The sequence below is a fragment of the Chryseobacterium sp. BGA-UO-ETr-SB22 genome, assembly GCF_059567885.1.
Map to the genome: position 1 here is coordinate 2,764,057 of NZ_JCAQOV010000005.1, position 25,899 is coordinate 2,789,955.

Genomic DNA, 25,899 nt, shown 5'->3' on the forward strand with positions numbered 1-25,899 from the left:
CTTTAAAAACCTACAAAACTAAACTAAATATCTTCATATTGATCACTTATTGCAGAAAGTTTGTTCATCAATTCTCTGTTTCTGCGGTTCAACGCGTCCAGTTTTTTCAGCATATTATGAATCACTTCCAGACCAGGGAGATTGACTTCAAGATCATAATACCAGTTGGCAAATTTTTCAAGATCGGGCAGATCTTCATACATCAGATAATGAATATTGTCTTCAATCTGTATATTCAAAAGCCCATAATCTACAAGCTCATCAAAAAAAGTGATTTCTATATTGTAGACTCTTACGAGTTCTTCCCGTGATATTCTTTCACTCATAGCTTAGGAATTTTTTAGTTGTTCAAAAAGTTCTTTCTGCTTCTCGGTAAGGTTGGTTGGCAGTTTCACTTCATAGGTTACAAAAAGATCTCCATGTTCTCCTTCTTTTTTATAGATAGGAAAACCTTTTCCCTTCAGTCTTACGGTGGTTCCTGTTTGGGTTTCCGCTTTTACCTTAAGGTTTACCGTTCCTTCCAGGATATTTACATTGACTTCTCCTCCTAAAACAGCGGTGTACAAATCAATTGTCACCTTAGTTTTCAGATCATCCCCTATTCTTTCAAAATTTGGATCAGCCTGGATATTGAAAGTGATATACAAATCTCCGTGAGGACCGCCATTGACGCCCGGGTTTCCGTGTCCTTTCAGTTTGATCTGCTGACCATCATATACTCCTGCCGGAATTGTGATTCTCACTTTCTTTCCATTAATATCAAAAGTTTGCGGATGGGTTTTTGCTGCATCTCTCAGATTCAAATTCAATTCTGCTTTGATATCATTTCCTTTGAATTTTCCGGAAGCTCTTCCTCGTGAGCTTTTACCAAATCCACCGCCTGAACCACCAAACATATCTTGGAAAAAATCTGAAAAGTCTTCTCCTTCACCAAAATTAGCACCGGAAAATCCACCGCCATAATTTTGTTGCTGATATTGTCTTTGCTGCTGTTGGCTTTTTTCGTATTCTTCGCCGTGTTTCCAGTGTTCTCCGTACTTGTCGTATTTAGATCTGCTTTCCGGATTGCTGAGCACTTCATTGGCTTCATTCAATTCTTTGAACTGTCTTTCTGCTTCCTTATCATCAGGATTAAGATCGGGATGAAGTTTCCGGGCCTGTTTCCGGTAAGCCTTTTTGATATCATCCTGTGTTGCGCTTTTATCTACGCCTAAAATTTTATAGTAATCTATATAAGCCATAGAAATGAGGTTTACCCAAATTTATGAAATTTAGGTCTGAAAATTGTATAACAAAATGTTAAAAATAAACCTATCTTTGATAAAAAGCACCACATGAAAGAGGTACTGAAAAACTACTCCGGAATCATATTTTTACTTTTGGGAATCACTATTGGAAGCATCATTGGAATTGTTGCGCCCGGTTTTGTGGAATACATAAAACCTTTGGGAGATATTTTTCTTAATCTTCTTTTTGTGAGTGTAGTTCCTTTGGTATTTTTTGCTGTATCCAATTCTATAGCTTCTCTGGAACAGCAGTCTAAATTTGGAAAAATCATCCTTGTGATGTCTCTTACCTTTTTATTCTTTATTCTTACGGCAGCTGTTTTTACCATCTGTGCTGTATATCTTTTCCCGGTTTCAGGAGTTTCAGGGAGTTCTGATATCATTTCTGAAGCGGCGAATGATGATACATGGGGCAATAGAATCGTAAGTTTCTTTACGGTAGGAGAATTCACAGAGCTTTTCTCGAGAAGAAATATGCTGGCTCTTCTGGTATTTGCATTTCTGACAGGATTTGCTGCCAGAAAGACAGGCGAAAAAGGGCAGCCATTCAGGGTTTTTATTGCTTCAGGATATGAAGTGATGAAAGAACTTCTTTTATTGGTCATGAAATTGGCTCCCATAGGTTTGGGTGCTTATTTTGCCTATCAGGTATCAACTTTAGGACCACAGCTTTTTGGGTTTTATGCTAAACCTTTAGGGTTGTATTATGTTGCAGGAATCATTTACTTTCTGGTCTTCTTTTCTATTTATGCTTTTATGGCGAATGGGCAGAAAGGAGTCAAAAGTTTCTGGACCAATGCAATCTACCCTACTCTTACAGCCATAAGTACCTGCAGCAGTTTTGCAACAATGCCTGCCAATTTACAGGCAGCATCAAAGATCGGAATTCCGAACTCTATTGCCAATCTGGTGATTCCTATCGGGACTACCCTGCATAAAAACGGATCTTCAATGTCTTCAATCATCAAGATCTATGTGGCATTCCTGATTATTGGAAAAGATTTCTTTGATCCGGCCAACCTGCTTCTGGCTTTGGGAATTACGGTATTTGTAAGCATTGTGGCTGGTGGTATTCCTAATGGCGGATATATTGGTGAGATGCTGATGATCTCCGTGTATAAACTGCCTCAGGAAGCAATTCCTGCTGTGATGATTATCGGGACTCTGGTAGATCCTTTAGCCACGGTATTGAATGCTGTGGGAGATATAGTGGCAGCCATGTTTGTCAATCGGTTTGTAAAGGTCTGACACTAATTTTTAGCTATTTTTTTCTATAAAATGAACTTATTTTTTAAAAATATCGGATTATATGACAGCTCCAGAGTAGAGGTCAATATCAGTAAACCGGAATTGATTCAAAGGTTGTGGAAAATCACTTATAAAACCAATACCTCCTTTATATCATTGGAAAAAGATTCCACAATTCCTACAAGATTTGAATACAGAGGAATGATTGAGGAAAACAGTTTTACGATCAAAAGGAGAAGACGTTTATTTGATATCAATAACAACAGTCCAGTATTTCATGGAACTATTTCGGATGAAAATGGAAAATCATCAGTCTTTTTAGAATTTTCCCCTTCAGGTTTTCAGATTATTAATCTGATTCTTGTTTTTTGTTTTTGCCTACTCGCGATTTTTGTCAATATAGGAGGAGATCAGCAAAACTTCTTGTTCCTCGCTGTGGCTTCAATAATAGCTGTTTCTCAATATTTCATTCTAAAAAGAGCTATTTCAAGAGGTAAATATGAATTTGAAAGAGAGCTTATTTACATTGCTCAAAAGCCTTAATTTCTTTTAAGCCCAAGATTCTATTCACTGCGTTTTACAGGTTCCAGGTTTTCATATTCATCAGGAGTGAAAAGTCGGTAATGAACTTTAAAGGTTTTTCCCAAAGGAGTTTCCAGAGAGAAACCACCAGGCCCAAAGCCGTCTGTAACATCTAATGTAAAATGTGAATATTTCCAGTATTCAAAAAGATCCCGGTCTATCCAGAACTCATATCCATTAATGGTTCCTATCATTGCATCATTCATCCGGGGGAAAAATCCTCCTTTTTCAAAACATTGTGGCTGCGTACCTTCACAGCATCCTCCTGCCTGATAAAACATGAGCGGGCCATATTGGTCTTCAAGTTTCCGGATCACTTCAAGTGCATGCTCTGTTGCAGAAAGTCTGGATATTTTTGCTTCCATTATTTTTATTTTAGCTTACTATAAACCTTAGTATTATAAAAAGATCCCGGCAAAATAAATCCAGCCGGGATCAGCAACACATCATCAATTAATTTGAGCTGGCAATATCCAAAACGATTCTGCCGTCAATCTGTCCTTTTTTCATTTTATCGAATACATCATTGATGTCTTCCAGTTTTGCGGCAGTAACAGTAGCTTTTACCAAACCTTCATTGGCAAAATCAAGTGCTTCCTGCATGTCTTTTCTTGTTCCTACGATAGAACCTCTCACGGTGATTCTTTTTAAAACCGTTTCAAAAATCGGAAGTTCAAAAGAGCCGGGAGGAAGCCCGTTCAGAGCAATCGTTCCTTTTCTTCTCAAAACATCTATCCCCTGCTTGAACGCGATAGGTGAAACCGCTGTAATCAATGCACCATGCATCCCGCCAACTTCTTTATGCAAATATTCTCCAGGATCTGTATTTTTTGCATTGACTACCAGGTCAGCTCCGAGTTTTTTTGCCAGTTCTAATTTATCATCTGCAACATCTATGGCAGCAACATGCATTCCCATTGCTTTGGCATACTGAACTGCTACGTGTCCCAACCCACCAATTCCTGAAATGGCTACCCATTCTCCAGGTTTTGTTTCTGTTTCCTTCAATCCTTTATAAACCGTTACTCCGGCGCATAAAATAGGTGCAATCTCCAAAAAGTTAACATCAGACTTCAAATGTCCTACATATCTAGAGTCTGCAATAACATATTCTGCAAAACCTCCATCCACACTATAACCTCCATTTTTTTGAGCCTCACAAAGGGTTTCCCATCCTGTGATACAATAATCACAACATCCACACGCACTGTACAACCACGGAACTCCCACAGCATCTCCTTCTTTTACAAAAGCCTCAGGTCCGCAGGCTACAACAATACCTACCCCTTCATGTCCTGGAATAAGCGGCATCTTGGGTTTTGCGGGCCAATCACCATCTACAGCATGTAAATCTGTGTGACAAACCCCGCAGGCTATTACTTTGACAAGGACTTCATATCTTCCAGGTGCTCTTACGGGTACTTCTTCAATTTTCAGGGGCTGACCGTAGCCCTGAACTACTGCCGCTTTCATTGTTTTTGGGATCATATCTTATTTTTTGGATTGAGTTATTTTGGATTATTAGTTTTTATCACCTGAGGTAAACTGACAGCTGTAAATCTTGACGCTGTCTTTATAAAGTCAATCATTAATAGAGTATTATATCAAATGACTGATATTTCCCTGCGTGAGGGATAGTAAGGGCGGCGAGGAACGAACCGGTGCGAAATGAAATGGAGCACCGAAACGAAGTGCAGCCCTGGATAAAGCCAAGGCAATCGGGCACGTCCTAAATAATATTAAAAGAAACCTAACTTATTCTTGTTATAAGAAATCAGCATGTTTTTGGTTTGACGGTAATGATCGAGCATCATTTTATGATTTTCTCTTCCTATTCCTGATTGTTTGTACCCTCCGAAAGGCGCTCCCGCAGGGTAAGAGTGGTATTGGTTAACCCATACTCTTCCGGCTTCTATCTCACGAGGAATATTGTACAACTGGTGCGCATCTCTTGTCCAAACTCCTGCACCAAGCCCGTAGATAGTATCATTGGCAATTTTTACTGCATCTTCTTCATCTTTAAAGGTCGTAAATGCCAGCACCGGACCGAAAATTTCTTCCTGGAAGATTCTCATTCTGTTATTTCCTTTGAAAATCGTTGGCTGAATATAGTATCCGTCTTCCAGATCTTCTCCAAGATGGTTGACTTCTCCTCCTACCAGAACCTCAGCTCCTTCTTCTACTCCTAATTGAATATAGGAAAGGATTTTATCTTTCTGAATTTTTGAAGCCTGCGCTCCCATCATCACGGTTTTGTCCAGTGGATTTCCTACTTTGATGGCTTTTACTCTTTCGATCACCTTTTCAATAAAGGCATCTGCAATATCTTCCTGAACGAGTAATCTTGAAGGGCATGTACAAATTTCTCCCTGATTAAGGGCAAAAAGAACGGCTCCTTCTATCGCTTTATCTAAAAATGCATCATCGGCATCCATTACAGAGTTGAAGAAAACGTTTGGTGATTTCCCTCCCAATTCCAAGGTTACCGGAATGATGTTTTCTGTTGCGTACTGCATCACCATACGTCCTGTAGCCGTAGATCCTGTAAATGCTGCTTTTGCTACTTTCGGATTGGTCACTAAAGCTCTTCCAAGCTCTGCACCAAATCCATTCACGATATTGATAACACCCGCGGGTAAAAGGTCACCGATAAGTTCCATTAACACCATAATAGAAACTGGAGTACTTTCTGCTGGTTTCAAAACCACACAGTTTCCTGCTGCCAATGCCGGAGCCAGTTTCCAGACAGCCATAAGTATCGGGAAATTCCATGGGATGATCTGAGCGATTACTCCCAGAGGTTCGTGAACGATCAGAGATACGGTATCTTTATCCAGTTCGTTATGAGATCCTTCATCAGCACGGATAACGGAGGCAAAATACCTGAAATGATCAATTGCCAAAGGTAAATCTGCAGCCAGTGTTTCTCTCACAGCTTTTCCGTTATCTATCGTTTCTACGATAGCAAGATATTCCAGATTCTGTTCTATTCTGTCTGCAATTTTGTTCAGAATAATACTTCTTTCTGTAGAGGATGTATTTTTCCAGGTACGAAATGCTTTTTCTGCAGCATCTACAGCCAGTTCCAAATCTTCTTTGGAAGAATGGGCAACCTGAGTAAAGTTCTTCCCATCCACGGGAGAGACTACATCAAAATACTGCCCTTTAACGGGTGGAGTGAATTTTCCATCAATATAATTATCATATCTGCTTTTGAACTCCGGGCGCTGTAAAAGTGTCGTTGATCTTGGTTCTGTAATAGTGCTCATATTAGTATTGTTTTTATTTTTTCGATAAAGCCAAATTACAGTGAGATGCCCAAAAGAGTATAGCACAATCCTATAAAAAAAGTGTAAAATAGTGCAAGCACTTCAATTTTAGTATTTTATTAACAGCAACGTACTCTCAAATTTTCTATATTTGAGTTACCTCCTTTTCAAAAAATTTTAGAAATGAATAACAATAGTAAGATTTTATTAAATACTCCTGAATTACGTAAGGAAAGCCAACTATTGAGTCTTGTTGAACACCAGACGAAATTCAATCTAAACAATTGTGAATTCAGTATTTATGAGACCCATAAGACTGCTTTTGATGTAAAACTTCATTTTGAAAACATTGCATTCACCGCCATGCTGAGAGGTAAGAAACATATGAAGCTGGATAATAAGACCAATTATTTTGATTATTATCCGGGGGAAAGTATTCTGGTCGCTCCGGGAGAAACCATGGTTATTGATTTTCCTGAGGCTGATGAAACCCCTACCCAATGTATTTCTTTGAGCCTTAATCCTGATTTTATAGAGGATTCTCTTAATTATCTCAATTATCACCTTCCCAAAGTGGACGAAACTTCGCAGTGGAATATTCAGCTGGATGAGTATTTTCTGTTTAACAATAAATCACTAGCTTCTGCTACAAACAATATTATGAGAATTGCCATGGATGATAATTCTCAAAAGGATATCATGGCCGATTTCGCATTGAAGGAACTTCTGATCAGGCTGATGCAGACCCAGGCAAGAGGCATGGTAGAAAAAAATATTGTTAAGAATAAATCCAGGATAGGCTTTGTAGTAGATTATATTAAAAGGAATCTTCACCAGAAATTATCTATTGACAGTATTGCCAAGCTGGCTTATGTAAGTAAATCTAATTTCTTTAAAATGTTTAAAGATGAACTGGGAACTTCCCCGAATGATTTTATTCTTCAAGAGAGAATCAACAGGGCAAAAGAATTATTAGCCAGCCAGACCAGCATCAAAGAGACGGCCTATCAAACAGGATTTTCAGATACAAACTATTTCTCCAGAGTATTTAAGCAATTGGAGGGAGTAACTCCGAAAAATTATCAAGACAGAATGATTCTGAGATAATCTATTGATAAGTGCCTACAAAAAAAGAGCCCCATAAATGGGACCCTTCTTAAAAAATATATTAAAATTAAATCTTAATACTTGTCATTCTGCTTAATATTCGGGTTGGCCTGAATAGCAGTAATAGGAATTGGCCATTGCCATTTGAAGCTTCCAGCTGCAAGAGTCTGTGCAACTGAAGGCGTACCTGTACCGTCGAAAAGGTCTCCTTTACCTGATCTCTGAACAGGAAGGTTTAATCTCTTCAAAGTATACCATCTGTCATTTTCAAATGCAAGCTCCAGTCTTCTTTCTTTTAAAATAGCATCTAAAAGAGCCTGTCCTGTTTCTGTACCAGGAGTAAATGAAGAATATCTTTCTGTTCTTAATTTATTTAATAAAACAAGAGCTTGTGCACCATTACCTGATCTGTAATATGCTTCTGCAACGTTTAGCAATACTTCAGCTCCTCTTAAATATCTTACAGGAACTATATTAGATGGCAAACCAGTAATACCTGCATATTTTGTAACGTGGTTATATTTTTGTCCGCTATACGTACCCGTAGTGAAGTAAGCCCCTTTTCTAACGTCATCTGATGTATAGGCTGTATATAAATCGTAATCTACAACAAATTCTGATCTTAACGCTGGAACAGATTGATTGTAAGCAACTCCTACAGTATTTTGCTCAGCTGCAGAATTCGATACCTGGAATAAAACTCCATCATTAATATCTCCTTCTTTTTCTTTCCAGATTTTATAGAAATTAGATTTTTGAGTAATACTTGGCGAAATTCCCAATGCCAATTCACCATATTTGATAGTATTAGCATAGTCACCTTTATAAAGGTTTACTCTTGATAATAATCCATATATAGCAGCTTTGCTTAATCTTCCTTTATCAACATCGTTCTGAGTGATATTATCAACAGCAAATGATAGATCTGCTATAATTTTATCATATACCTGATCAACTGTCAGGTTTCGGGATGATGTATTATTTAAAGGAGCATATGTTTCTGAATAATAAATCCCGATAGAGTTTTTAGCTTCTGCAGATTGAGTTGGGATTTGTGAATATGCTCTTACAATATCAAAATGAGCGATTGCTCTAAGCGCTCTTGCCTCAGCTTCCAAATTCGCTTTCTCTGTTCCAGATAATACACCGTTATTGATATATTTCAAAACAAAGTTAGTTCTGCTGATTACAAGATAAGCAGCACTGTAAAGTCCTGTTGTCTGTGAATTATCTGAAGAAAATTCGAAGTTTGATGCTGCAAAATTGGTATTTCTTCCTGTAGTTGTACGAACTAAGTTATCAGTCGTAAGATCTCCCATGATAAGTTGGTTTCCTGTATCACTTGTATAGTAACCTCCTCCTTTAAGAGCTGTATAGGCACCATCCATAGCCTGTCTGAAGGTCTCAGGTCTCGTCATCGCCTGCTCCTGATCTTCATTGATTGATGAGATTTGATCTAAATTTCTGTCGCAAGAAGTTAACGATACAAAGGCAGTTAACGCAGCTAAACTTATTTTTATTATATTCTTTTTCATAAAGCTATTCAATATTAAAATTCTAATTGCAATCCTACCAGGATTGTTCTTACAGCAGGGTAAGTATAAAGATTGTATGATCCAGGAACAAATAGTGATGTTGAATCAGCAGATCCTACAGAAACTTCAGGTTCTCCGTGGAATTTAGTTACTGTAAATAAATTCTGCCCCTGTACGTATGCTCTAAGTTTATTGATTGGCGAACCTTCTCCAAGGAATGCTTTATCAAATGTATATCCTAATGTAAGTGATCTTAATCTTAAATAATCTGATTTTTCAATCCACTGATCTGAATCACGCATCCCATTGGAATCAACTTTTTGGAATACTCCTGTGTCTCCTGGATTTTGCCAAACCTGCGCAGCAGACTGAGCCATATTTCTACCTGCAACAGCCAATGTTGGATCAACAGCAGCAGCATACATATTATTATAAGTATATCCACCTAATTTGAATGCGAAATCAGCACTGAAATCAAGCCCTTTGTATTGAACTGTAGTTCCGAATCCACCAAAGCTCTTCGGGAAAGGAGATTTATCTGTTAAAGGAACAGCATTTGAAGCACTGTAAACATCAGTAACATTTCCAGCTTTATCATAATATAATGCTTTTCCGTTACTTGGATCTACTCCAGCAAATCTAACATTATAGAATACATAAGGAGATTCTCCTACTTTTAAATAAGTATCGCCTAAGTTTCTTTCAGTCTGACCATCTGCTAACTTATCAAGAACTGACTTCTGGAAAGAGATATTAGCATGTAAATTCCACTGGAAATCTTTCTGTTTGATTACATCTACACTAAGTTCAACCTCAAGACCTTTCTGAGACATATCTCCTGCATTGATATACTGATAGTATCCTCCTTCTTGTTTATCCAAAGGCACAAGCTGTACGAAATCTTTTCTCTTATTCTTATATACTTCTACGGATCCACGAACTCTTCTGTTCCACATTGTGAAATCTACCCCTAAGTTGGTAATTGCGTTAGATTCCCATTTCAGATTACTGTTACCAATAATATAATTACCTAGTGAAGATGTTCCAGGGTACGAAGTACCATTAGGACCATATAATCCATAGCTGATATTATTAACATTATAATAATCTGGTAAAGTACCATCATTACCTGTTGTACCGTAAGATCCTCTAAGCTTTAAATCATTAATAAAGCCACCTTTCATAAAGTCTTCCTTCGCGATATTCCAAGCTGCACTTGCAGACCAGAAAACACCACTTTGGTTATTCACACCAAATCTTGACGAAGCATCTCTTCTCAATGATCCTGTAACCAAATATCTACCTTCATAGTCATAGTTTAGTAAACCTGCTAAACTGAACAAAGTATTTCTTACTTTAACCCCAGTAAACGTATTTCTGTCAGATGGTGTCGTAATAGATGGAACATTTATTACCGGAGACTTCAATCCGTAAGCTCCACCGTTCATTGTTTCGTTGTAGTTATCGTTATATTCGATAAATCCTAAGAAATCGAAGTTGTGGCTTCCGAATGACTTTTTATAATTAATGGAGTTATTCCAAGTATAGTTAAATGTATAAAATGAATTTTTATTCAATGAACCTGTTGGAACTTTGTTAACTGTAATATCAAGGTTTGAACCTTTTTTCAACCATTGAGTTCCCATGTACCAATCATAAAGACCATTGAAATTAGTTTTAAATTTCAGTCCATCAATAATTTTATATTCAGCGAATAAAGTTACCGGAATTCTCAGTCTCTGATCATCTAATCTATAAGTATTGATCTGCTCAACAACGTTAGAACCAGCTCTCATTGTTTGGTTATAACTTCCGTCAGCATTATAAATCGGCTCATATGGAGCATATTTATACATTGCTCCAAATGGGTTCTGCGTATTATTTCGGTCTCTAAAATTCTGTGTAACCTGATATTGGAATCCAAGATTAATTCCTACGTTCAGTTTTTCACTCAATTTATTGGTAAATCCGAAGTTACCTGTATATCTCTTAAGTCCGTCTATATCTCTGATAATCCCATTGTCAGAATCATATCCTAATGAATAATAGAAAGTACTTTCTCTAGATCCACCCTGAGCACTGAATAAGTAAGACTGGATGCTTGAAGGCTTTAACAGATCTTTTTGCCAATTGTGATCATAGGCAGCAAGTCTGTCCATTTCCTGCTGAGATCTTGGCTTAAATCCAAGGTATCCCAACTGATTCTGGAAGTTCATTAACTCCCTAGAATTCATCATGGTATAGTTATTGTCCTTCAATCTCTCACTAAAACCGAATTTAGTTTCAAATGAGTAATGAGTTTTTCCGGCTTTTCCGGCTTTAGTAGTTACTACCACTACCCCGTTTGCTCCTCTCGCACCATATTGCGCTGTAGCAGCCGCATCTTTAAGAATTGAAATTGATTCTACATCTGCAGGGTTGATTGCACTAAACTGTCTTGCAGTCATATACATTCCGTTTACTACATAGGTAGGCTCTGAAGAACCACCAACACCAGCAATCCCTCTTACCTGAATTGTAGCAGCAGCACCTGGCTGCCCGGTAGTACTTTGTACAAATACCCCTGAAGCTCTACCCTGTAAAGAGTTACCAATAGATGTGGTAGGAGAGTTTCTTCTGATTTCATCACCACCAACAACAGCCTGAGCCTGGGTAATTTCATCTGCTTTTTTCTTCTGGTATCCAGTAACGATTACCTCATCGATCTTATTCTCCTTCAGAACAGAATCATTCTTAGATTTTTGCGCAAAAGCAGCTTGTCCTAAAAAAAACAAAGCTCCTGCACTTAATACATGTAACTTCACATTCATATTAACAGATTTTAATATATTCAAGCGACAAATATGTCAATAAATATTTGTAACATCAATTCATTAAACTCTGAAAACAGGCTTCCAGAAAGGGTATATTCACATCTATACTCAAAAAATGATGTAAAATCATTTTAATTGTATTTAAAAAATTAACAAAAAATAAGTCAATTCAAACATTAACGGAATTTTAATAAATTTTAAAATTAAAATCAATTTACACTCATTTAAAACAAATGATTAAAAAAATAAACCTTAAATGATTTTATTAACGAAAAAAATATAACAAACCAATTCTTTATTTTAAGGAAAATGGAGAAAAAAACGCCTTATTTTCTTAAATTTTATAAAAAAATACACCTTTACAATCAGATAACCCCTGTTTTAAGATAGTCTCATTAAGATTAAGATTAAAAAACTGTTAATATACTATATTCAGACTTCAGTTGAAGCCTGTAAAATTTTCATAGATATTCACTGTCTTTTCCTAACTGTTTTAGCGTTACATTTAAAAATAACTCAACTATAAAAACGAGGAAAACTCAACGTATTTTTAAAGCGATAAAAAACTAAAGCACCCCAGAATATGAGATGCTTTTATATATTAAATTTATAATAATCCTACTTCTGATAGCTATAATATCTAGCTCCAACTAACAATGGGTTTTCAGTCTCAATAGAAACAAGCCCGAACCCTTTGTACTCTCTGTTTACAGATTCTATCAATTGTTTTCTGTGAAGTTTTTCATAGGTTTCAAAATCCACAGCCATTCTCTGGTTCAGGTTTTCGAATACATTCCATTTTTCTACTACTGTTCTCCAGTTTTTGGAAACCTTCCCGGCAAATACTTTTGATTTTGAACCGCTTCCATAGCCTACAAAGCCAATTTCTTCCCCTGAAAGTTCTTCATTTTCGTTAAAAGAGGTTTGTAATGCAGAAAGAAATGCCATAAAGACAGAAGCGGTGTACATATTTCCTATTTCGGAAGAAGCCCTCTGTGTCTTTTCTATTTTATCACTTATTAATTTTAAATAGTCTTCAGACTTTGCAACAGCTTTCTGCTCCTCAGCTGTTTCATAGGACAAACCATTCTCAAGACTGTAAATTTCAGTAAAAACTCTTTTCCCATGAAAAGCATATGGAAGGTGGAAAATAATGTATTTCCAGTTTTCATAAGGTTTTTCCTGTCCTGTTATTTCTTTATAGTGATGGTAAGCTTCTTTTATTCTATCCTGATAGCATTGGTTAGAATATTGTCCGTCAAAAACAGGTTCATCCGTAAAAATTTCAATTTTTTCAGGATATGTTTCCGGAGCATTGTTCAGGTCTTTTTTATTATAGATTCTTCTTGGTTTAAAAAAATCAAAGACACTTTCTGAAGCGACTCCCCAGTTATTTTCAATTTCAAGGAGATCTGGTTTTGAAGAAATCAAAAGAGCAACCGCTCCTCCTCCCTGTGTATATTCACCTGAAGAAGCCAATTCATATTTAGCATAATCACTGGCAATCACTACTGCTTTTTTATCCGGATTCACTCTTACAAAATCCAGTGCATTATGCAGTGCATCTATACCTCCTACACAAGCAAAGGTCATATCCAAAACATCACAGTTTTTGAAACATCTGGTTCCAAATTCTTCTTCCAGTACTTTTTCTACCATCTGTACAGCATAAGAAGCAGTAGGTTTTGCAGCATCCACTGCACTTTCCGTCCCCAGATACACTCTTGCTATTTCTTTAGGATTGATGCTGTAATCTTTAATTAATTTTAATAATGCTTCTGCCGCAAAGGTTGCTGCATCTTCATGGACATCAGAAAGTCCCATTTTATGTAGTCCTAATCCCTTCTCCAATTTCGCCGGTTCTATTCCCCTTTTTTCTGCTAAATCCTTAATCTCCAAATATAAACCAGGCACATAATAGCCCGCTGCTTCAATTCCAAAACTCATAATTGTCTAAATTTTAAACGAATTTATGAAAGATAATGCAAAAAACAGCGGTAAAAAATGCTGATTTTTGTAATATTATTAAAAAACAATCTGCCTGACCTTATGTTTGACAATTGACATTCACTTCTGATAAAAAGAAAGCCGGCAAATGCTGCCGGCTTATCTATTATTTATAGTTTTCAATTGCTTTGTTGATGACATCAATCTGCTTATTGATGCTCGCTGCATTTTGTGGATTCTGCTTCAGCAGTTCCATTTTTTTGCTTAAGCCATCTTTCAGCATCTGAACCATCATCATTTTAGCCTGTGGATTGTTTGCCATCTGATTCTTGGCATATCCTGCTATTTTCGTTATGCTTTCCGTTGCTTTCAGATTATCGGAAGTCATTATCCAGTTGAAGCCATCTTCTGCAGCTTTTCCCACTTCCGGGTTTTGAAATTTAATAAATGGATAAAATGTGGCAAGAGGGGCAATATTCTCAATTTGAGAAGTAATCCTATTCTTTACAATTATCGGAAGCAATTGCGCCTGCAATTCATCAGATGCTCCTTTCATATCAATTTTATCCGCCAGCCCGTTTGCTCTTGACGGATCAATAGAAAGAAGTGCACTCATTGAATTTCCTTTCACAGCATTTGAAACGGCGTTGATCCCTTTTTCAAATAAAGGAAGGTATTTTTTGTCTTTTGTTTTTCCTAAGGCAGCAATAGCCGCAGCCTGAGTTAATGTTTTAGGATCATTGGATGCCAGTTTTTCAACTTCAGCACCAAGTGCTTTCATCTGTTCAGGATTGGTAAGATCCATTAAGCCTAAAGCTTTTATTCTTACTCTAAAGAAAGGATCTTTCAATGCTGCAGCTAATAATTTTATTGCCGCTGGGCTTTTTCCAACCTGATCTTTGATTCCCGTTAAAGCTTTATATCTGCTTTTGAATTCCTTAGAGTTTGTAAACTGCATCAGGTTCTGTTCCGGAGTTTTGGTCTCCGTAATATCTGCCAGCAACACTCCATCAGCATTAATATTGATCAGATCCGGAGTCTTGGAGACATCAAAAGTGAATGTGTTTTTTGCCTCCGCATTTACCCATACATTATATCTTTTAGGTTTTCCGTTGTCGTATACATCTATAGCCAAAGGAAATTCAAATGGTTTTTCCTGAGTTTGATCAATAGTTACTGCTACCTGTTTTTTCACAGGCTCAAATGTAAATGAGTAGTTAAGTTTCGGGTTTCCGCTTCCAAAATACCATTGATTGAAGAACCAGTTCAAATCTTTCCCTGATACTTTTTCAAAAGACAGTCTCAACTGGTGTGCTTCTGCATTCTGATATTCGTTCGTTTTCAGATAATCATTCATTCCTGCAAAGAAAGCATCATCTCCAAGATAGTTTCTCAGCATATTCAAAATTCCTCCTCCTTTCTGATAGGTTACCAGGTCAAAAACATCTTCACGGGATTCATAATTGAATCTAACGAGATTTTTATTAAAGTCGGATGGATTGTGAAGATAGTTATTCACATCAGTCATCAGGTGATAGTCTGCCTGATCTTTTCCGTATTTATATTCATTCCAAAGGTATTCGGAATAGTTGGCAAAAGATTCGTTGACTGTAAGGTTGCTCCAGCTTTCTGCTGTAACGAGATCTCCAAACCAGTGATGGAACAATTCATGGGCAATGGTATCCTCCCATGTATTTTCATCAATAAGTTTACCCGGTTTCTGAAGAATGTCACTTCCGTGAAGTGTTGCTGTGGTATTTTCCATCGCTCCACTTACATAATCTCTGCCAGAAATCTGAGCATATTTCGCCCATGGATAATCATAGTTCAGTTTTTTGGAGAAAAATTCAATCATTTCCGGAGTATTTCCGTAGATCTGCTTAGCATAAGGTTCGTATTCTTTTTCGATATAATAATCAACCGGAATATTTTTCCATTTGTCTTTTACAATGGCATATTCCCCCACTCCCATAAAGAAAAGATAGGTAGAATGTCTTTTATCCATCACCCAGTGATCTGTTCTAAGTCCGTTGGATTCTTTTTTAGATTCCTTCAGAAGACCATTGGAAAGGGTTACATATTTATCAGGAACCGTCATATAGATTTCCTGTGTTGTCTTTTGATTGGGTTTATCAATAGTTGGAAACCATGCGGAGGAGGATTCTGTCTCTCCCTGTGTCCAGATTTGTGTAGGCATATCAGGATCTGTTCCCTGAGGATTGATAAAATAAAGTCCTTTTGCATCATTGATAGCCATACTTCCCTCCTGTTTTACCTCATTCGGACGGGATGTATATTTGATGTAGACTGTATAATCCTGATTTTTCTGGTATGTTTTATCAAGACTTATTTTCAGGACATCATCTTTGTATTCATATTTCAAAGGAGATTTCTTACCGTTATTATCAAGAGCAACTTCATGAATCAGCATTCCTTTTGCATCAAGTATAAGTTCGTTTGCAGCATAAAAATAAGGCGAGGCAGTAAGCCATTCTTCCCCATTCATCTGTTCTTTCTGATAATCGAAATTTACTTTCAGCTTTGTATGTTTAAGTTCCGTTACTTTGGTGGGAGTCGCTCTGTATACTTTTTCCCTTCCTGAAGTCTCGGTTTGTGCTGATACATTTGCGGAAAATAAAATCCCCAGTATAGCAATTGATAAAATGGCCTTTCTCATCTGTCTACTTTATTATTTTTTAGAATTATTTTTTAATGATTATATCAAAAATATCATTGACTAAGGTTTCATAGTCTCCTTTTTGAAGTTGTTCTTTGGTTTTTGCAAAAGCTTTTTTGAGCTCACTTTCGGGATTTTCGTCATCCACTGTTTCTGCTGAAGCGACTCCTTTCAATTGAAGTATAGCATTTTTCAGCGCTTCAATGTCTGCGTTTTCTTCAATATTAATTTTTAAATACTTCATGATTTACTTTTAAGCATTTGAAATTTATAAACTTCAACTCATTAAACTACCCTCTTTTCAAAGGATTGAATGAGCCTGAGTTGTTCTTTCAAATGTAAGAAACAATTGCTAAAAGAAAGTGTGCTTACGTGTTTATCTCAAGATAATTTGTGGTATCGACTACTTTGCGGATTATTTTTCTGTTTTTAGAATAGAATACGGCCTCACCATTTACTTTCTATCTGAAATGTAAACATGGGTTTTTGATAATACAATCACGTTCCGGACAGAGAATAAGGTACAAACCGGACCAGTCTCAAATACTGGGGGAATAATTCAATATAAATGTTTTTGACATTTTGTTATGAAAGATAGCACAGCTATTAAGTGTATGCTTGATCCTACAGGTCAAACTGTCCTTATATTTCAGAACTTATGAAAAAAGGAATGCCTTCTATTAAATTGAAAATAATAGAATTATGTTAATAAAAAAAAGATTCAGATAGTTATAGCAGGATATTAAATCGCTACAGGAGCTTTAATCCCCGGATGCGGATCATAATTCTCCAGAATGAAGTCTTCAAAATTGAAATCAAAGATATTTTTAACTTCCGGATTAAGTTTCATTGTTGGAAGCGCTCTTGGCTCTCTTCCAAGCTGTCTGTTTACCTGCTCGAAATGATTATTGTAGATATGAACATCTCCGAAACTGTGAACATAATCTCCCACTTCCAGATCACAAACCTGTGCTACCATCATCAACAGTAATGCATAGCTTGCAATATTGAACGGTACTCCAAGGAAAACGTCAGCACTTCTCTGGTACAGCTGCAGGGAAAGTTTACCATCTGCTACATAAAACTGGAACAAGGCATGACAGGGAGCCAAAGCCATATTTGGTATTTCTGCGACATTCCAGGCGGAGACAATCAATCTTCGGGAATCCGGGTTCTTTTTAATCTGGTCAATTACTTCTGTGATCTGATCCACAACTTTTCCATCTGCACCGCTCCAACTTCTCCACTGTGCTCCGTAAACAGGTCCCAAATCACCATTTTCATCTGCCCATTCATCCCAGATGCTTACTCCGTTATCTTTAAGGTACTTGATGTTGGTATCTCCTTTCAGGAACCAAAGCAGCTCATAAATAATAGATTTCAAATGCACTTTTTTTGTAGTTACCATAGGAAATCCTTTAGACAGATCATATCTCAGCTGATATCCGAATACACTTCTTGTTCCAGTTCCGGTTCTGTCGGTTTTATCAGTTCCGTTGTCTAAAATATGCTGTAAAAGGTCCAGGTAGTTTTGCATTTTGAATGAGATTTTAAGTTCCAAATTTAGTAAAAACCATTAAAAAAAGCACTCCTTTTGATGAATGCTTTTTATTGGCCTGATGACTATTTTCTATTAAACAGTTGTATATCTGTTATCTAACCTATATTAATTTTACCATATATTTTCAATGGTCTGATGAATGGTATTGACAGTGAACGACTCTCCTTTTTTTTTACCATATATCACTTTCACTAAGGGAGATTCTGCAGAAACGGTCATTATTTTCTGATTTTCAAAGACAATTTCGCCCATTGAAGCAGAAATATAGAACAATCCTTTATTGGTTTTCACCAATGCACCGTTCTGAACTTTTTCCGAAGGCTCAGAAGTTATCTTCTGCAACACGGCCTGCTGACTCAAAACTTCGTTAAGCTGTCTCTGCAGATTATTAATTTCCTGCTGAATCATCTCTCTTCCTGTTTCATATTTATCTCCCATCGAGCTTTTTGTATCGTTATTGGAAGCGCGTGTTTCAGCGATAAGATTTTCAAAATACTGGATTTTATCGGCCGCTTTTGCTTTAACTATATTGATTATTTCCTGTTTGTTCATTGTAATGATGGATTTTTATTCTAGGGCAGATAAAACCACCCCGTCAAAATCATAGATTTTGACACCCCTCCAGCGGAGGGAATTGGGTACAGCTTAGTGACTATTCATTAAGGTATTAAAATATAAGCCGAAGATTTAAATATTATTTTTCAAATACGGCATAATCAGAAACCTTGAAACTGAAGTCTTTTCCATTGTTGAAATCTCTTTTTGTCTTGTCAAAAACATTTTTGAACGTTCCGGATACATGTTCGTCTTCAATTGAAAAGTTAACAGGCTCTTTTGACATATTCAAAACGACCAATACTTCATTATTGCCATTTTTCCTTACATACGCCAGAATTTTATCATTGGCTGTAGTGTTAAGAAGATAAGTCGTAACGTTAGAATCTCCTCCTCTTAAAGCAGGATTGAAAGCTTTTAAATCCAATAATGTTTTATAGAAATCAGCGGCCTGGTAGGTATTCGTCCATTTGATAACATCCTTTTCGAAAAACTCTAGTCTTTTCATATTCGGAAGCTCCTGTCCTGAGTAAAGTAACGGGACACCATTCCATGTTGCAGAGAATACTGCCATAGGCTTTGTGATGACTCCATATTTTTCATATTCTGTTCCGTTCCATGAATTTTCGTCGTGATTTGTTGTAAACCACGCTCTCATTGAAGCGTCTCCGATATTTGAATATTGTCTCAGAAGATCTTTTAATTCCTGAAGAGGCTCATTCTTTTTGTAATAGTCGGCAGATTTGTGCATCCATTTCCAGGAATAGCTGGCATCAAAGACCTTCCCATACTCAGGACTTTCCAGTTCATCGAATTCTCCCAGCCAGAAAAGGGGTTTTACTTTTTCCACTTCAGGACGGGCCTGTTCCCAGAAATCTACTTCTACCCATGAAGCGAGATCACATCTGAAACCATCGATATCGGTTTCCTGTACCCAGAATTTCATGGCATCTATCATGGCATGACGCATTTCCTGGTTTTTATAATCCAGCTCAATAATATCATCCATTCCGGAAGCAATATGGAATTTTCCGTCGGGATCTTTCTGATAAAATTCGGGATGTGTTTTTGTCCATACATGATCCCATCCTGTATGATTGGCTACCCAGTCTATAATTACTTTGAATCCTAATCTGTGTGCTTCATTCACTATATCTTTAAAATCCTGCAGCGTTCCGAATTCGGGATTGATGGAAGTATAATCTGCCGCAGCATAAGGGCTTCCCATACTTCCTTTTTTATTCTGCTGTGCAATGGGGGTGATGGGCATAAACCAAAGGGTTTTTATTCCCATAGATTTCAGACGGGGCATTTCTTTTGCAAATGCTTTGAAAGTTCCTTCCTGAGTATATTGTCTTATGTTTACTTCGTAGATATTCGTATTATGTTTCCAATCTTTTGGCAGTTCTGTCATCTTCCTGGTATTTTTTTGAGTGGTACAGGAAACAATTCCCAGACCAATTACAGCTAACAAAATTAATTTTTTCATTAAACTATTTTTAACAAAAGTAAGGATTGTTTTTGGGGAAAAGACAAATTTTACGCGTGAATAGATAGACTTTCCGGCAACTAACAGGCATATCTATTTTTTTATTGAAAATTAAAAGCAGATGAACATCTTTTTATATAAATACCTTAGTGCTTTTGCAAAAAAAAGCCCCGGATCAGAATCCAGGGCTAATATATTGTGTTGACTATCTTTCGTCGTCATTGTCTTCTTCATCATCAAAGACATCATCATTGTAGTCTTCTTCTTCCTCATCATCAAAGCTGTCATCTTCATCTGAAAAGTTTCCTCCTGATCCAAAGTCTTCATCGAAACCAAACTCATCATCCGCCAAAGGCATTGCTGATTTCTTTTTAGATCCTCCAGCACTTCCGTTTTTGCTAGGTGCCTTCAACGGAACGTTTCCGAATCTGTAAACTGTGATAGGGTAATTCACTCCTTTTGTTTCTTCAATGACTTCTACAAGTTCACAGAAGAATTCCCAAAGGTCAAGAAGCCCATATTGGAACTGTGCCTTATCACCTACCCCTTCAAAAGCTTCATCAATGTAAACATCTGACATAATCTCACCATCACCATTATCACTCATATCTTCCAATGGGACACTTTTTACGATTGTTCCGTCATCTTCTAACAGATTAAAAGTAGAAAGCTCATCTCCCTGCAGACTGAATGCACTTTTAATTCCTAAGTGTAAGTTCCATAACGTTTGTTTTCCCTTAACTTCGACATCACGGAAAATATCTTCTTTCGCATCTAATATTACGCGGATTTTGTAAACCATATCAGTTTCTTAAATTACTTTTTTGCCTTTATAATTATGATAAATCTCTGGTGCAAATATATAATAAATGAGATGTGACAAAAAAATATTTCAGGATTTTTTAAATTATTTTTTTTCCTTACATTTTGCAGGAATTATTTACTTTTTTCAAGCATAAAACTGAATTTCGTACCTTCAAGGTATACGCTTTCTACGGTTATATTTTCGTTATGTGCTTCAAGGATGTGTTTTACGATGGCTAATCCCAGCCCGGAACCTCCTTCTCTTCTGCTTCTGCTGGTTTCTACACGGTAAAATCTTTCGAAGATCCTTGGAAGAAGTTCAGACTTGATTCCCATTCCGTTATCTATCACTTCTATTAGCACCTTATTTTTCAGGACACTGGTTTTTACGATCACTTTTGCTTCCTGTCTGTTGGCATAATGGATCGCGTTGGAGATAAGATTGATAAAAACCTGGGAAATTTTCTGTTTATCGGCTTCCACAAAAATTTGTGGATGAAGGGTCTGGATCTGTAATGTTGTATTTCGTTTTTCAGCTTCAAGGTCAAGCAGATCGAAAATCTCTTTGACCAGAAGATTGACATCAAATTTCGAAACGGTAAGATTAATTTCGCCAGCTTCCAGCCTGTTGATCATATCCAGATCTTTTACAATGGCAATCAATCTTTCTACGGATATGTCTATCCTTTCCAGATATTTATCTCTTATGGTAAGATTGTCTACCCCACCGTCTCTTAAGGTTTCTACATATCCCTGGATAGAAAACAGGGGTGTTTTCAGTTCATGAGATACGTTACCGATATATTCTTTACGGTAGCTTTCCATCTCTTTCATCATATCAATTTCTGATACCTGCTGTTGATTGAGATCTGAAAACCTTTCTCCTAATTCTTTGATGGTAATATTTTCATCCTGATTCTGAACGATTTCCTGCGGCAGAAATCCAGAAAGACCTTTTACCTGTTTTCTGCTGTAATAATTGAAAAGAAGTTCCAATACCACACAGTTGATCATAAAGATCAGGATAATACAGATGAAAAGACCCGTTTTGAACAAAGGGGTCTTATAATAGATATCTTTCAGTGAATCGAAGACGACTACTAAAAGCAGCATTACCAATGTCAGCAGACAAGAGGCAACGAGTGTAAGTCTGTAAAATTTCAATTTTACAACGTTTTAATGATTGAACGTAAAGTTAAGATTCTAAAGTAATTAAACGATCAGTTTATACCCGATCCCTTTTAATGTCTGAATCGTATTGATTCCTAATTTTTCTCTCAACCTTCTGATATGTACATCGATCGTTCTTTCACCAACAATCACATCATTACCCCAAACTTTCTCAAGAATTTCTTCTCTTTTGAAAACCTTTTCAGTATTGGAAGCCAAAAGGTAAAGCAAGTCAAATTCTTTTTTAGGAAGAAGAAATTGCTGTCCGCTTTTGGAAACTCTGAAATTATCTTTGTCGATAACAAGGTCTCCGATTTCTATTAGTTTAGCATTATCAGAAACCTGAGAGGTCAGCTGTAGTAATGCGTTCACTTTAGAGATAAGGATTTTCGGTTTGATCAGTTTTACGATGTAGTCATTGGCACCAGCCTGAAAACCTGCTAACTGAGAAAATTCTTCGCTTCTCGCAGAAAGAAACACGATAAGTGTTTTTTGAAGTTCTTTCACTTTACGAAGTTCCTGACAGGTTTCTATACCATCTTTTTCAGGCATCATGACATCTAATAAGATAAGGTCCGGAACAATTTCCTTTGCTTTTTCTATACCTTCGTTACCATTAGTAGCCGTATAGATATCATACCCTTCCTTTTCCAAATTGTAAGACAGAATCTCTAAAATGTCCAGTTCATCGTCTATTAAAAGAATTTTTTTGCTCATCTTCTAGTTTAAGAATTCCCACAAAATTAATTATTTCCATTGATTTCATCTATCTGCCGAATGTTAACTAATTATTAAAAAACAACATTTTAACATTCAATTACAAAATCAATAAAAAAATTAAATAATAAATACACATAAATCAAATATACGAAACAAAAATTAAAATTAAAACAAAAAATACAATTATATAAATTAAACATCAATAACTATAAATTTCGTTCATCTGTTAATACAAATTTCACAATTAATTAAGATTCTCCTAAAGTTTTCTTAAAAACTTAGCCCTTATTTTGCCCTTGAAAAAGAAGTAAAAGAAGTAAAATGAAAAAACAACTCCACAAGAGCATCATGCTACTTGCCTTGTTTTCTGCTGGCTATGCTTTTGCACAAAGTCAGATTTTGGAAGGTAGGGTATTGGACGAGAAAGATAACACTCCTATAGAAGGGGTAAAGGTAAAAGTAAATGGACAGGAAGTAATGACTGACATTTCCGGATACTATTCTATCAACCTGTCCCCCGGCACCAATTACATTGTAACGGTAAGCTCCAATGGGTATAACAGAAAAGAGATCAGTGAGGTTATTATTAAAAATGAAGGTAATACTCATCTTGATATCGTAATGGACAAGCCCTCTACCAAGGAAAAAGAAATTGAAGGAGTTGTCATAAAATCAAACGCAAGAAAAGAAACCATAGCCTCTACTATCGGATTACAGAAAAATGCCGGTGTAGTTTCTCAGGTTATTGGGGTTGAAGCTATTAAAAGAAGTCCAGACAGAAACACAGGTGAAGTTCTGAAGAGAGTTTCCGGGGTGAGTTTATCTGAAGGAAAATATATTGTAGTAAGAGGTTTATCAGACCGTTATAACCAGGCGATGCTGAATGGTATTCAGTTATCCAGTACGGAGCCTGACAGAAAGACTTTCTCTTTTGACCTTTTCCCGGCTAACGTTATCGAAACCCTAGTTATCAACAAAACTTTCATTCCAGAATATACAGGTGAATGGGGAGGTGCATTGATTCAGGTAAACACTAAAGATATTCCTAATAAAAATTTCTTCAACGTACAGGTAGGTGTAGGAGGAAATACAGCTACTATGGGACAGGAATTCCATATGCAGAAAGGTGGAAAATGGGACTTTTTAGGAATTGATGACGGATACAGAAAGCTGCCAACCAATATGCCTGCAAAAAATGCATTCAGTATTTTGGATGAAGGTCAGAAAACCAATATTGGTAAAGGGTTTACAAAGAATTTAGGATATAACAGTATTGGATATCCTGAAAACCTAAGTTTACAGCTTGACGGTGGTTTTAATACCAAATTATTCGGAAAAGATTTAGGGGTAATTGCTGTTTTAAACTATAGCAACAACAAAAGAAGAACTGAGTCTACCAACCGTTTCTTTACCATCAACGACCAACTTGCTGATACCAACTTCGATTATTTTACAGAAAAATACAGCAATGATATTATCTTAGGAGGAATGTTGAACCTTTCTTTAAAGCTCAACAGCAACAATAAAATCTCCCTAAAGAATATCATCACCAACAATACGGTGAACCACATGTCCTTCAGAACAGGAAAGGATTTTGAGTTTGATCCAATCAATGGGACAAACATTATGGCAAGGGAAATAGGATTTAAAGAAACTACTTTCTACAACTCTACTCTTACCGGTACTCATAAAATAGATGCTCTGGGTGGATTTACCATAAACTGGTACGGAAGTTTCGGGATCCTGGATCAGTATATTCCTTTGCTACAGCGTTTGCAGTATAACCAATACACCAATATAGAAGGAAGCCCATATTTAGCATTGATTTCCAATGGTCTTTCTCAAAAATCAGGAAGTGTATTCTACTCTACTTTAAGTGATTATCTATATAATGCAGGAGGTGATATTTCCAAGACATTTACACTATTCGGACAAAAGCAAACCATCAAAGGAGGATATTTGTTCCAGGTGAAAGACAGAATCTACAATTCAAGACCGTTCTCTGTAAGACTTGAGAAATTCAACCAGGGATTACTTTCTCAGCCTTTTGAAACGATCTTCAATCCTGAAAATTTCGGAGGTAACGGTGGATTTACATTTGATGAAATTGCTGGAAACCAGTACAGATATATTGCCAATACAATCCTTAACGCGGGGTATTTACAGTTTGACAACAACTTTACACCATGGTTAAGAGCGGTTTGGGGATTAAGAGTTGAGAACTTTGATCAATTGGTAGGAAGCACGAAAAAAAGTGATGACCGTTTTGTCAACACACGTGTTACAGATTTCTTACCTGCTGTAAACTTAACATTCAAGGTAAATCCTAAAATGAATATCCGTCTTGCGGGTTCACAAACTGTTGTAAGACCGGAATTTAGAGAGGTTTCACCTTTAGCATATTATGATTTTGACTTAGGAGCTACTGTAATTGGTAACAAATCTATTGAAAGAACTAAAATCACAAGTGCGGACGTTCGTTGGGAATATTACCCAAGAAACGGAGAGATCATCTCTGTGGCAGGTTTCTATAAAAACTTCAAAAAGCCGATCGAATTATACTTCAACCAATCAGGGGTAGGAACGAGTAATACCTTCAACTACCTTAACGTAGATAAAGCTGATGCCTATGGGGTGGAAGTGGAAGTAAGAAAAAAGCTGGATTTTGTAAGTGCTCTTAAAAACTTTACGCTGGGTGGTAACGTAGCTTTAATTAAAAACAAAGTTACAGACGAAGCAACTAAGATAGACAGACCAATGCAAGGCCAGTCTCCATATACAGTTAACGTAAGTCTTCAGTATGATACTGAAAAATCAGGATGGTCTTCTACCGTACTATTCAACATGATCGGAAGAAGAATCCTTTATGTAGGAAACGATCAGGTACCACCAATCTGGGAAGCACCAAGACCTCTTCTGGATTTCCAGCTTGCTAAAAAAATATGGAGCAACAAAGGAGAGATCAAGCTGAATGTTTCAGATATTCTGAACCGTCGTGCTAAATTCTACCATGACCTGAACGACAACGGTAAGTATGACAGCAAAGATGCTCTTGCTATCGAAAGACTTTCAGGAACCAATATCAGTTTAACACTGGGATACAATTTTTAATTCACTCAACAAATAATCTAATAAA

At 36.7% G+C, this 25,899-nt stretch carries 20 protein-coding genes; 4 read left to right on the plus strand and 16 right to left on the minus strand.

The window, feature by feature from the left end; genetic code table 11:
- Positions 1-23: 23 nt before the first annotated feature.
- Entirely contained in the window at positions 24-326 is a 303-nt protein-coding gene (locus AC57AW_RS19830; protein WP_496353269.1) for a chaperone modulator CbpM, read from the minus strand.
- A 3-nt stretch (positions 327-329) separates the two neighbouring features.
- Entirely contained in the window at positions 330-1,241 is a 912-nt protein-coding gene (locus AC57AW_RS19835; RefSeq protein WP_496353270.1) for a DnaJ C-terminal domain-containing protein, read from the minus strand.
- A 93-nt stretch (positions 1,242-1,334) separates the two neighbouring features.
- On the opposite strand from AC57AW_RS19835, the gene AC57AW_RS19840 reads away from it, so the two are divergent.
- Together AC57AW_RS19840 and AC57AW_RS19845 are read left to right on the plus strand one after the other, a co-directional pair.
- Positions 1,335-2,534, plus strand: coding sequence for a dicarboxylate/amino acid:cation symporter (locus AC57AW_RS19840; RefSeq protein WP_318846958.1), 1,200 nt, complete (start codon positions 1,335-1,337; stop codon positions 2,532-2,534).
- Positions 2,535-2,564: 30 nt separating this feature from the next.
- Entirely contained in the window at positions 2,565-3,077 is a 513-nt protein-coding gene (locus tag AC57AW_RS19845; RefSeq protein ID WP_496353271.1) for a hypothetical protein, read from the plus strand.
- Between the two features lie 20 nt (positions 3,078-3,097).
- On the opposite strand, the gene AC57AW_RS19850 is transcribed toward AC57AW_RS19845, so the two are convergent.
- The 3 genes from AC57AW_RS19850 to AC57AW_RS19860 form a co-directional block, all read right to left on the minus strand.
- A complete protein-coding gene (locus tag AC57AW_RS19850; RefSeq protein WP_318846956.1) occupies positions 3,098-3,481 on the minus strand; it encodes a DUF779 domain-containing protein in 384 nt (127 codons plus the stop codon).
- Positions 3,482-3,569: 88 nt separating this feature from the next.
- Positions 3,570-4,604: an alcohol dehydrogenase AdhP gene (gene adhP / locus AC57AW_RS19855; RefSeq protein WP_496353272.1), complete on the minus strand. Its 1,035-nt coding sequence runs from the start codon at positions 4,602-4,604 to the stop codon at positions 3,570-3,572.
- A 251-nt stretch (positions 4,605-4,855) separates the two neighbouring features.
- Positions 4,856-6,385 carry an aldehyde dehydrogenase family protein gene (locus tag AC57AW_RS19860; protein ID WP_496353273.1) on the minus strand — a complete coding sequence of 510 codons (1,530 nt, stop codon included), beginning with the start codon at positions 6,383-6,385 and terminating at the stop codon, positions 4,856-4,858.
- 183 nt (positions 6,386-6,568) lie between these two features.
- On the opposite strand from AC57AW_RS19860, the gene AC57AW_RS19865 reads away from it, so the two are divergent.
- Entirely contained in the window at positions 6,569-7,492 is a 924-nt protein-coding gene (locus AC57AW_RS19865; protein ID WP_496353274.1) for an AraC family transcriptional regulator, read from the plus strand.
- A gap of 74 nt (positions 7,493-7,566) precedes the next feature.
- On the opposite strand, the gene AC57AW_RS19870 is transcribed toward AC57AW_RS19865, so the two are convergent.
- From AC57AW_RS19870 to AC57AW_RS19920, 11 genes are all read right to left on the minus strand, one after another.
- On the minus strand, positions 7,567-9,027 hold the full coding sequence (locus tag AC57AW_RS19870) for a RagB/SusD family nutrient uptake outer membrane protein (protein ID WP_496353275.1): 1,461 nt from the start codon (positions 9,025-9,027) through the stop codon (positions 7,567-7,569).
- 14 nt (positions 9,028-9,041) lie between these two features.
- On the minus strand, positions 9,042-11,837 hold the full coding sequence (locus AC57AW_RS19875; protein WP_496353276.1) for a SusC/RagA family TonB-linked outer membrane protein: 2,796 nt from the start codon (positions 11,835-11,837) through the stop codon (positions 9,042-9,044).
- 621 nt (positions 11,838-12,458) lie between these two features.
- Positions 12,459-13,787 carry a hydroxymethylglutaryl-CoA synthase family protein gene (locus AC57AW_RS19880; protein ID WP_496353277.1) on the minus strand — a complete coding sequence of 443 codons (1,329 nt, stop codon included), beginning with the start codon at positions 13,785-13,787 and terminating at the stop codon, positions 12,459-12,461.
- A gap of 166 nt (positions 13,788-13,953) precedes the next feature.
- Positions 13,954-16,464, minus strand: a complete 2,511-nt coding sequence (locus AC57AW_RS19885) for a M1 family metallopeptidase (RefSeq protein WP_496353278.1) — start codon at positions 16,462-16,464, stop codon at positions 13,954-13,956.
- A 25-nt stretch (positions 16,465-16,489) separates the two neighbouring features.
- Entirely contained in the window at positions 16,490-16,708 is a 219-nt protein-coding gene (locus AC57AW_RS19890; RefSeq protein WP_318846948.1) for a hypothetical protein, read from the minus strand.
- 498 nt (positions 16,709-17,206) lie between these two features.
- A complete protein-coding gene (locus AC57AW_RS19895; RefSeq protein ID WP_496353279.1) occupies positions 17,207-18,001 on the minus strand; it encodes a thymidylate synthase in 795 nt (264 codons plus the stop codon).
- 135 nt (positions 18,002-18,136) lie between these two features.
- The gene (locus AC57AW_RS19900) at positions 18,137-18,577 is read right to left on the minus strand and encodes a hypothetical protein (protein ID WP_496353280.1); all 441 of its coding nucleotides are present in this window, start codon (positions 18,575-18,577) and stop codon (positions 18,137-18,139) included.
- Between the two features lie 142 nt (positions 18,578-18,719).
- Positions 18,720-20,069, minus strand: coding sequence for an alpha-amylase family glycosyl hydrolase (locus AC57AW_RS19905; RefSeq protein WP_496353281.1), 1,350 nt, complete (start codon positions 20,067-20,069; stop codon positions 18,720-18,722).
- A gap of 205 nt (positions 20,070-20,274) precedes the next feature.
- Positions 20,275-20,871: an IS1096 element passenger TnpR family protein gene (locus tag AC57AW_RS19910; RefSeq protein WP_496353282.1), complete on the minus strand. Its 597-nt coding sequence runs from the start codon at positions 20,869-20,871 to the stop codon at positions 20,275-20,277.
- Between the two features lie 134 nt (positions 20,872-21,005).
- Positions 21,006-22,037: a sensor histidine kinase gene (locus AC57AW_RS19915; RefSeq protein WP_496353283.1), complete on the minus strand. Its 1,032-nt coding sequence runs from the start codon at positions 22,035-22,037 to the stop codon at positions 21,006-21,008.
- Positions 22,038-22,085: 48 nt separating this feature from the next.
- On the minus strand, positions 22,086-22,760 hold the full coding sequence (locus AC57AW_RS19920) for a response regulator (RefSeq protein WP_002977493.1): 675 nt from the start codon (positions 22,758-22,760) through the stop codon (positions 22,086-22,088).
- A 324-nt stretch (positions 22,761-23,084) separates the two neighbouring features.
- On the opposite strand from AC57AW_RS19920, the gene AC57AW_RS19925 reads away from it, so the two are divergent.
- Positions 23,085-25,874: a TonB-dependent receptor domain-containing protein gene (locus AC57AW_RS19925; RefSeq protein ID WP_496353284.1), complete on the plus strand. Its 2,790-nt coding sequence runs from the start codon at positions 23,085-23,087 to the stop codon at positions 25,872-25,874.
- Positions 25,875-25,899: the final 25 nt, after the last annotated feature.

Coding starts and splice junctions, on each gene's coding strand:
- AC57AW_RS19830 (WP_496353269.1), bottom strand. CDS start 326: ATGAGTGAAAGAATATCACGGGAAGAACTCGTAAGAGTCTACAATATA.
- AC57AW_RS19835 (WP_496353270.1), bottom strand. CDS start 1,241: ATGGCTTATATAGATTACTATAAAATTTTAGGCGTAGATAAAAGCGCA.
- AC57AW_RS19840 (WP_318846958.1), top strand. CDS start 1,335: ATGAAAGAGGTACTGAAAAACTACTCCGGAATCATATTTTTACTTTTG.
- AC57AW_RS19845 (WP_496353271.1), top strand. CDS start 2,565: ATGAACTTATTTTTTAAAAATATCGGATTATATGACAGCTCCAGAGTA.
- AC57AW_RS19850 (WP_318846956.1), bottom strand. CDS start 3,481: ATGGAAGCAAAAATATCCAGACTTTCTGCAACAGAGCATGCACTTGAA.
- adhP (WP_496353272.1), bottom strand. CDS start 4,604: ATGATCCCAAAAACAATGAAAGCGGCAGTAGTTCAGGGCTACGGTCAG.
- AC57AW_RS19860 (WP_496353273.1), bottom strand. CDS start 6,385: ATGAGCACTATTACAGAACCAAGATCAACGACACTTTTACAGCGCCCG.
- AC57AW_RS19865 (WP_496353274.1), top strand. CDS start 6,569: ATGAATAACAATAGTAAGATTTTATTAAATACTCCTGAATTACGTAAG.
- AC57AW_RS19870 (WP_496353275.1), bottom strand. CDS start 9,027: ATGAAAAAGAATATAATAAAAATAAGTTTAGCTGCGTTAACTGCCTTT.
- AC57AW_RS19875 (WP_496353276.1), bottom strand. CDS start 11,837: ATGAATGTGAAGTTACATGTATTAAGTGCAGGAGCTTTGTTTTTTTTA.
- AC57AW_RS19880 (WP_496353277.1), bottom strand. CDS start 13,787: ATGAGTTTTGGAATTGAAGCAGCGGGCTATTATGTGCCTGGTTTATAT.
- AC57AW_RS19885 (WP_496353278.1), bottom strand. CDS start 16,464: ATGAGAAAGGCCATTTTATCAATTGCTATACTGGGGATTTTATTTTCC.
- AC57AW_RS19890 (WP_318846948.1), bottom strand. CDS start 16,708: ATGAAGTATTTAAAAATTAATATTGAAGAAAACGCAGACATTGAAGCG.
- AC57AW_RS19895 (WP_496353279.1), bottom strand. CDS start 18,001: ATGCAAAACTACCTGGACCTTTTACAGCATATTTTAGACAACGGAACT.
- AC57AW_RS19900 (WP_496353280.1), bottom strand. CDS start 18,577: ATGAACAAACAGGAAATAATCAATATAGTTAAAGCAAAAGCGGCCGAT.
- AC57AW_RS19905 (WP_496353281.1), bottom strand. CDS start 20,069: ATGAAAAAATTAATTTTGTTAGCTGTAATTGGTCTGGGAATTGTTTCC.
- AC57AW_RS19910 (WP_496353282.1), bottom strand. CDS start 20,871: ATGGTTTACAAAATCCGCGTAATATTAGATGCGAAAGAAGATATTTTC.
- AC57AW_RS19920 (WP_002977493.1), bottom strand. CDS start 22,760: ATGAGCAAAAAAATTCTTTTAATAGACGATGAACTGGACATTTTAGAG.
- AC57AW_RS19925 (WP_496353284.1), top strand. CDS start 23,085: ATGAAAAAACAACTCCACAAGAGCATCATGCTACTTGCCTTGTTTTCT.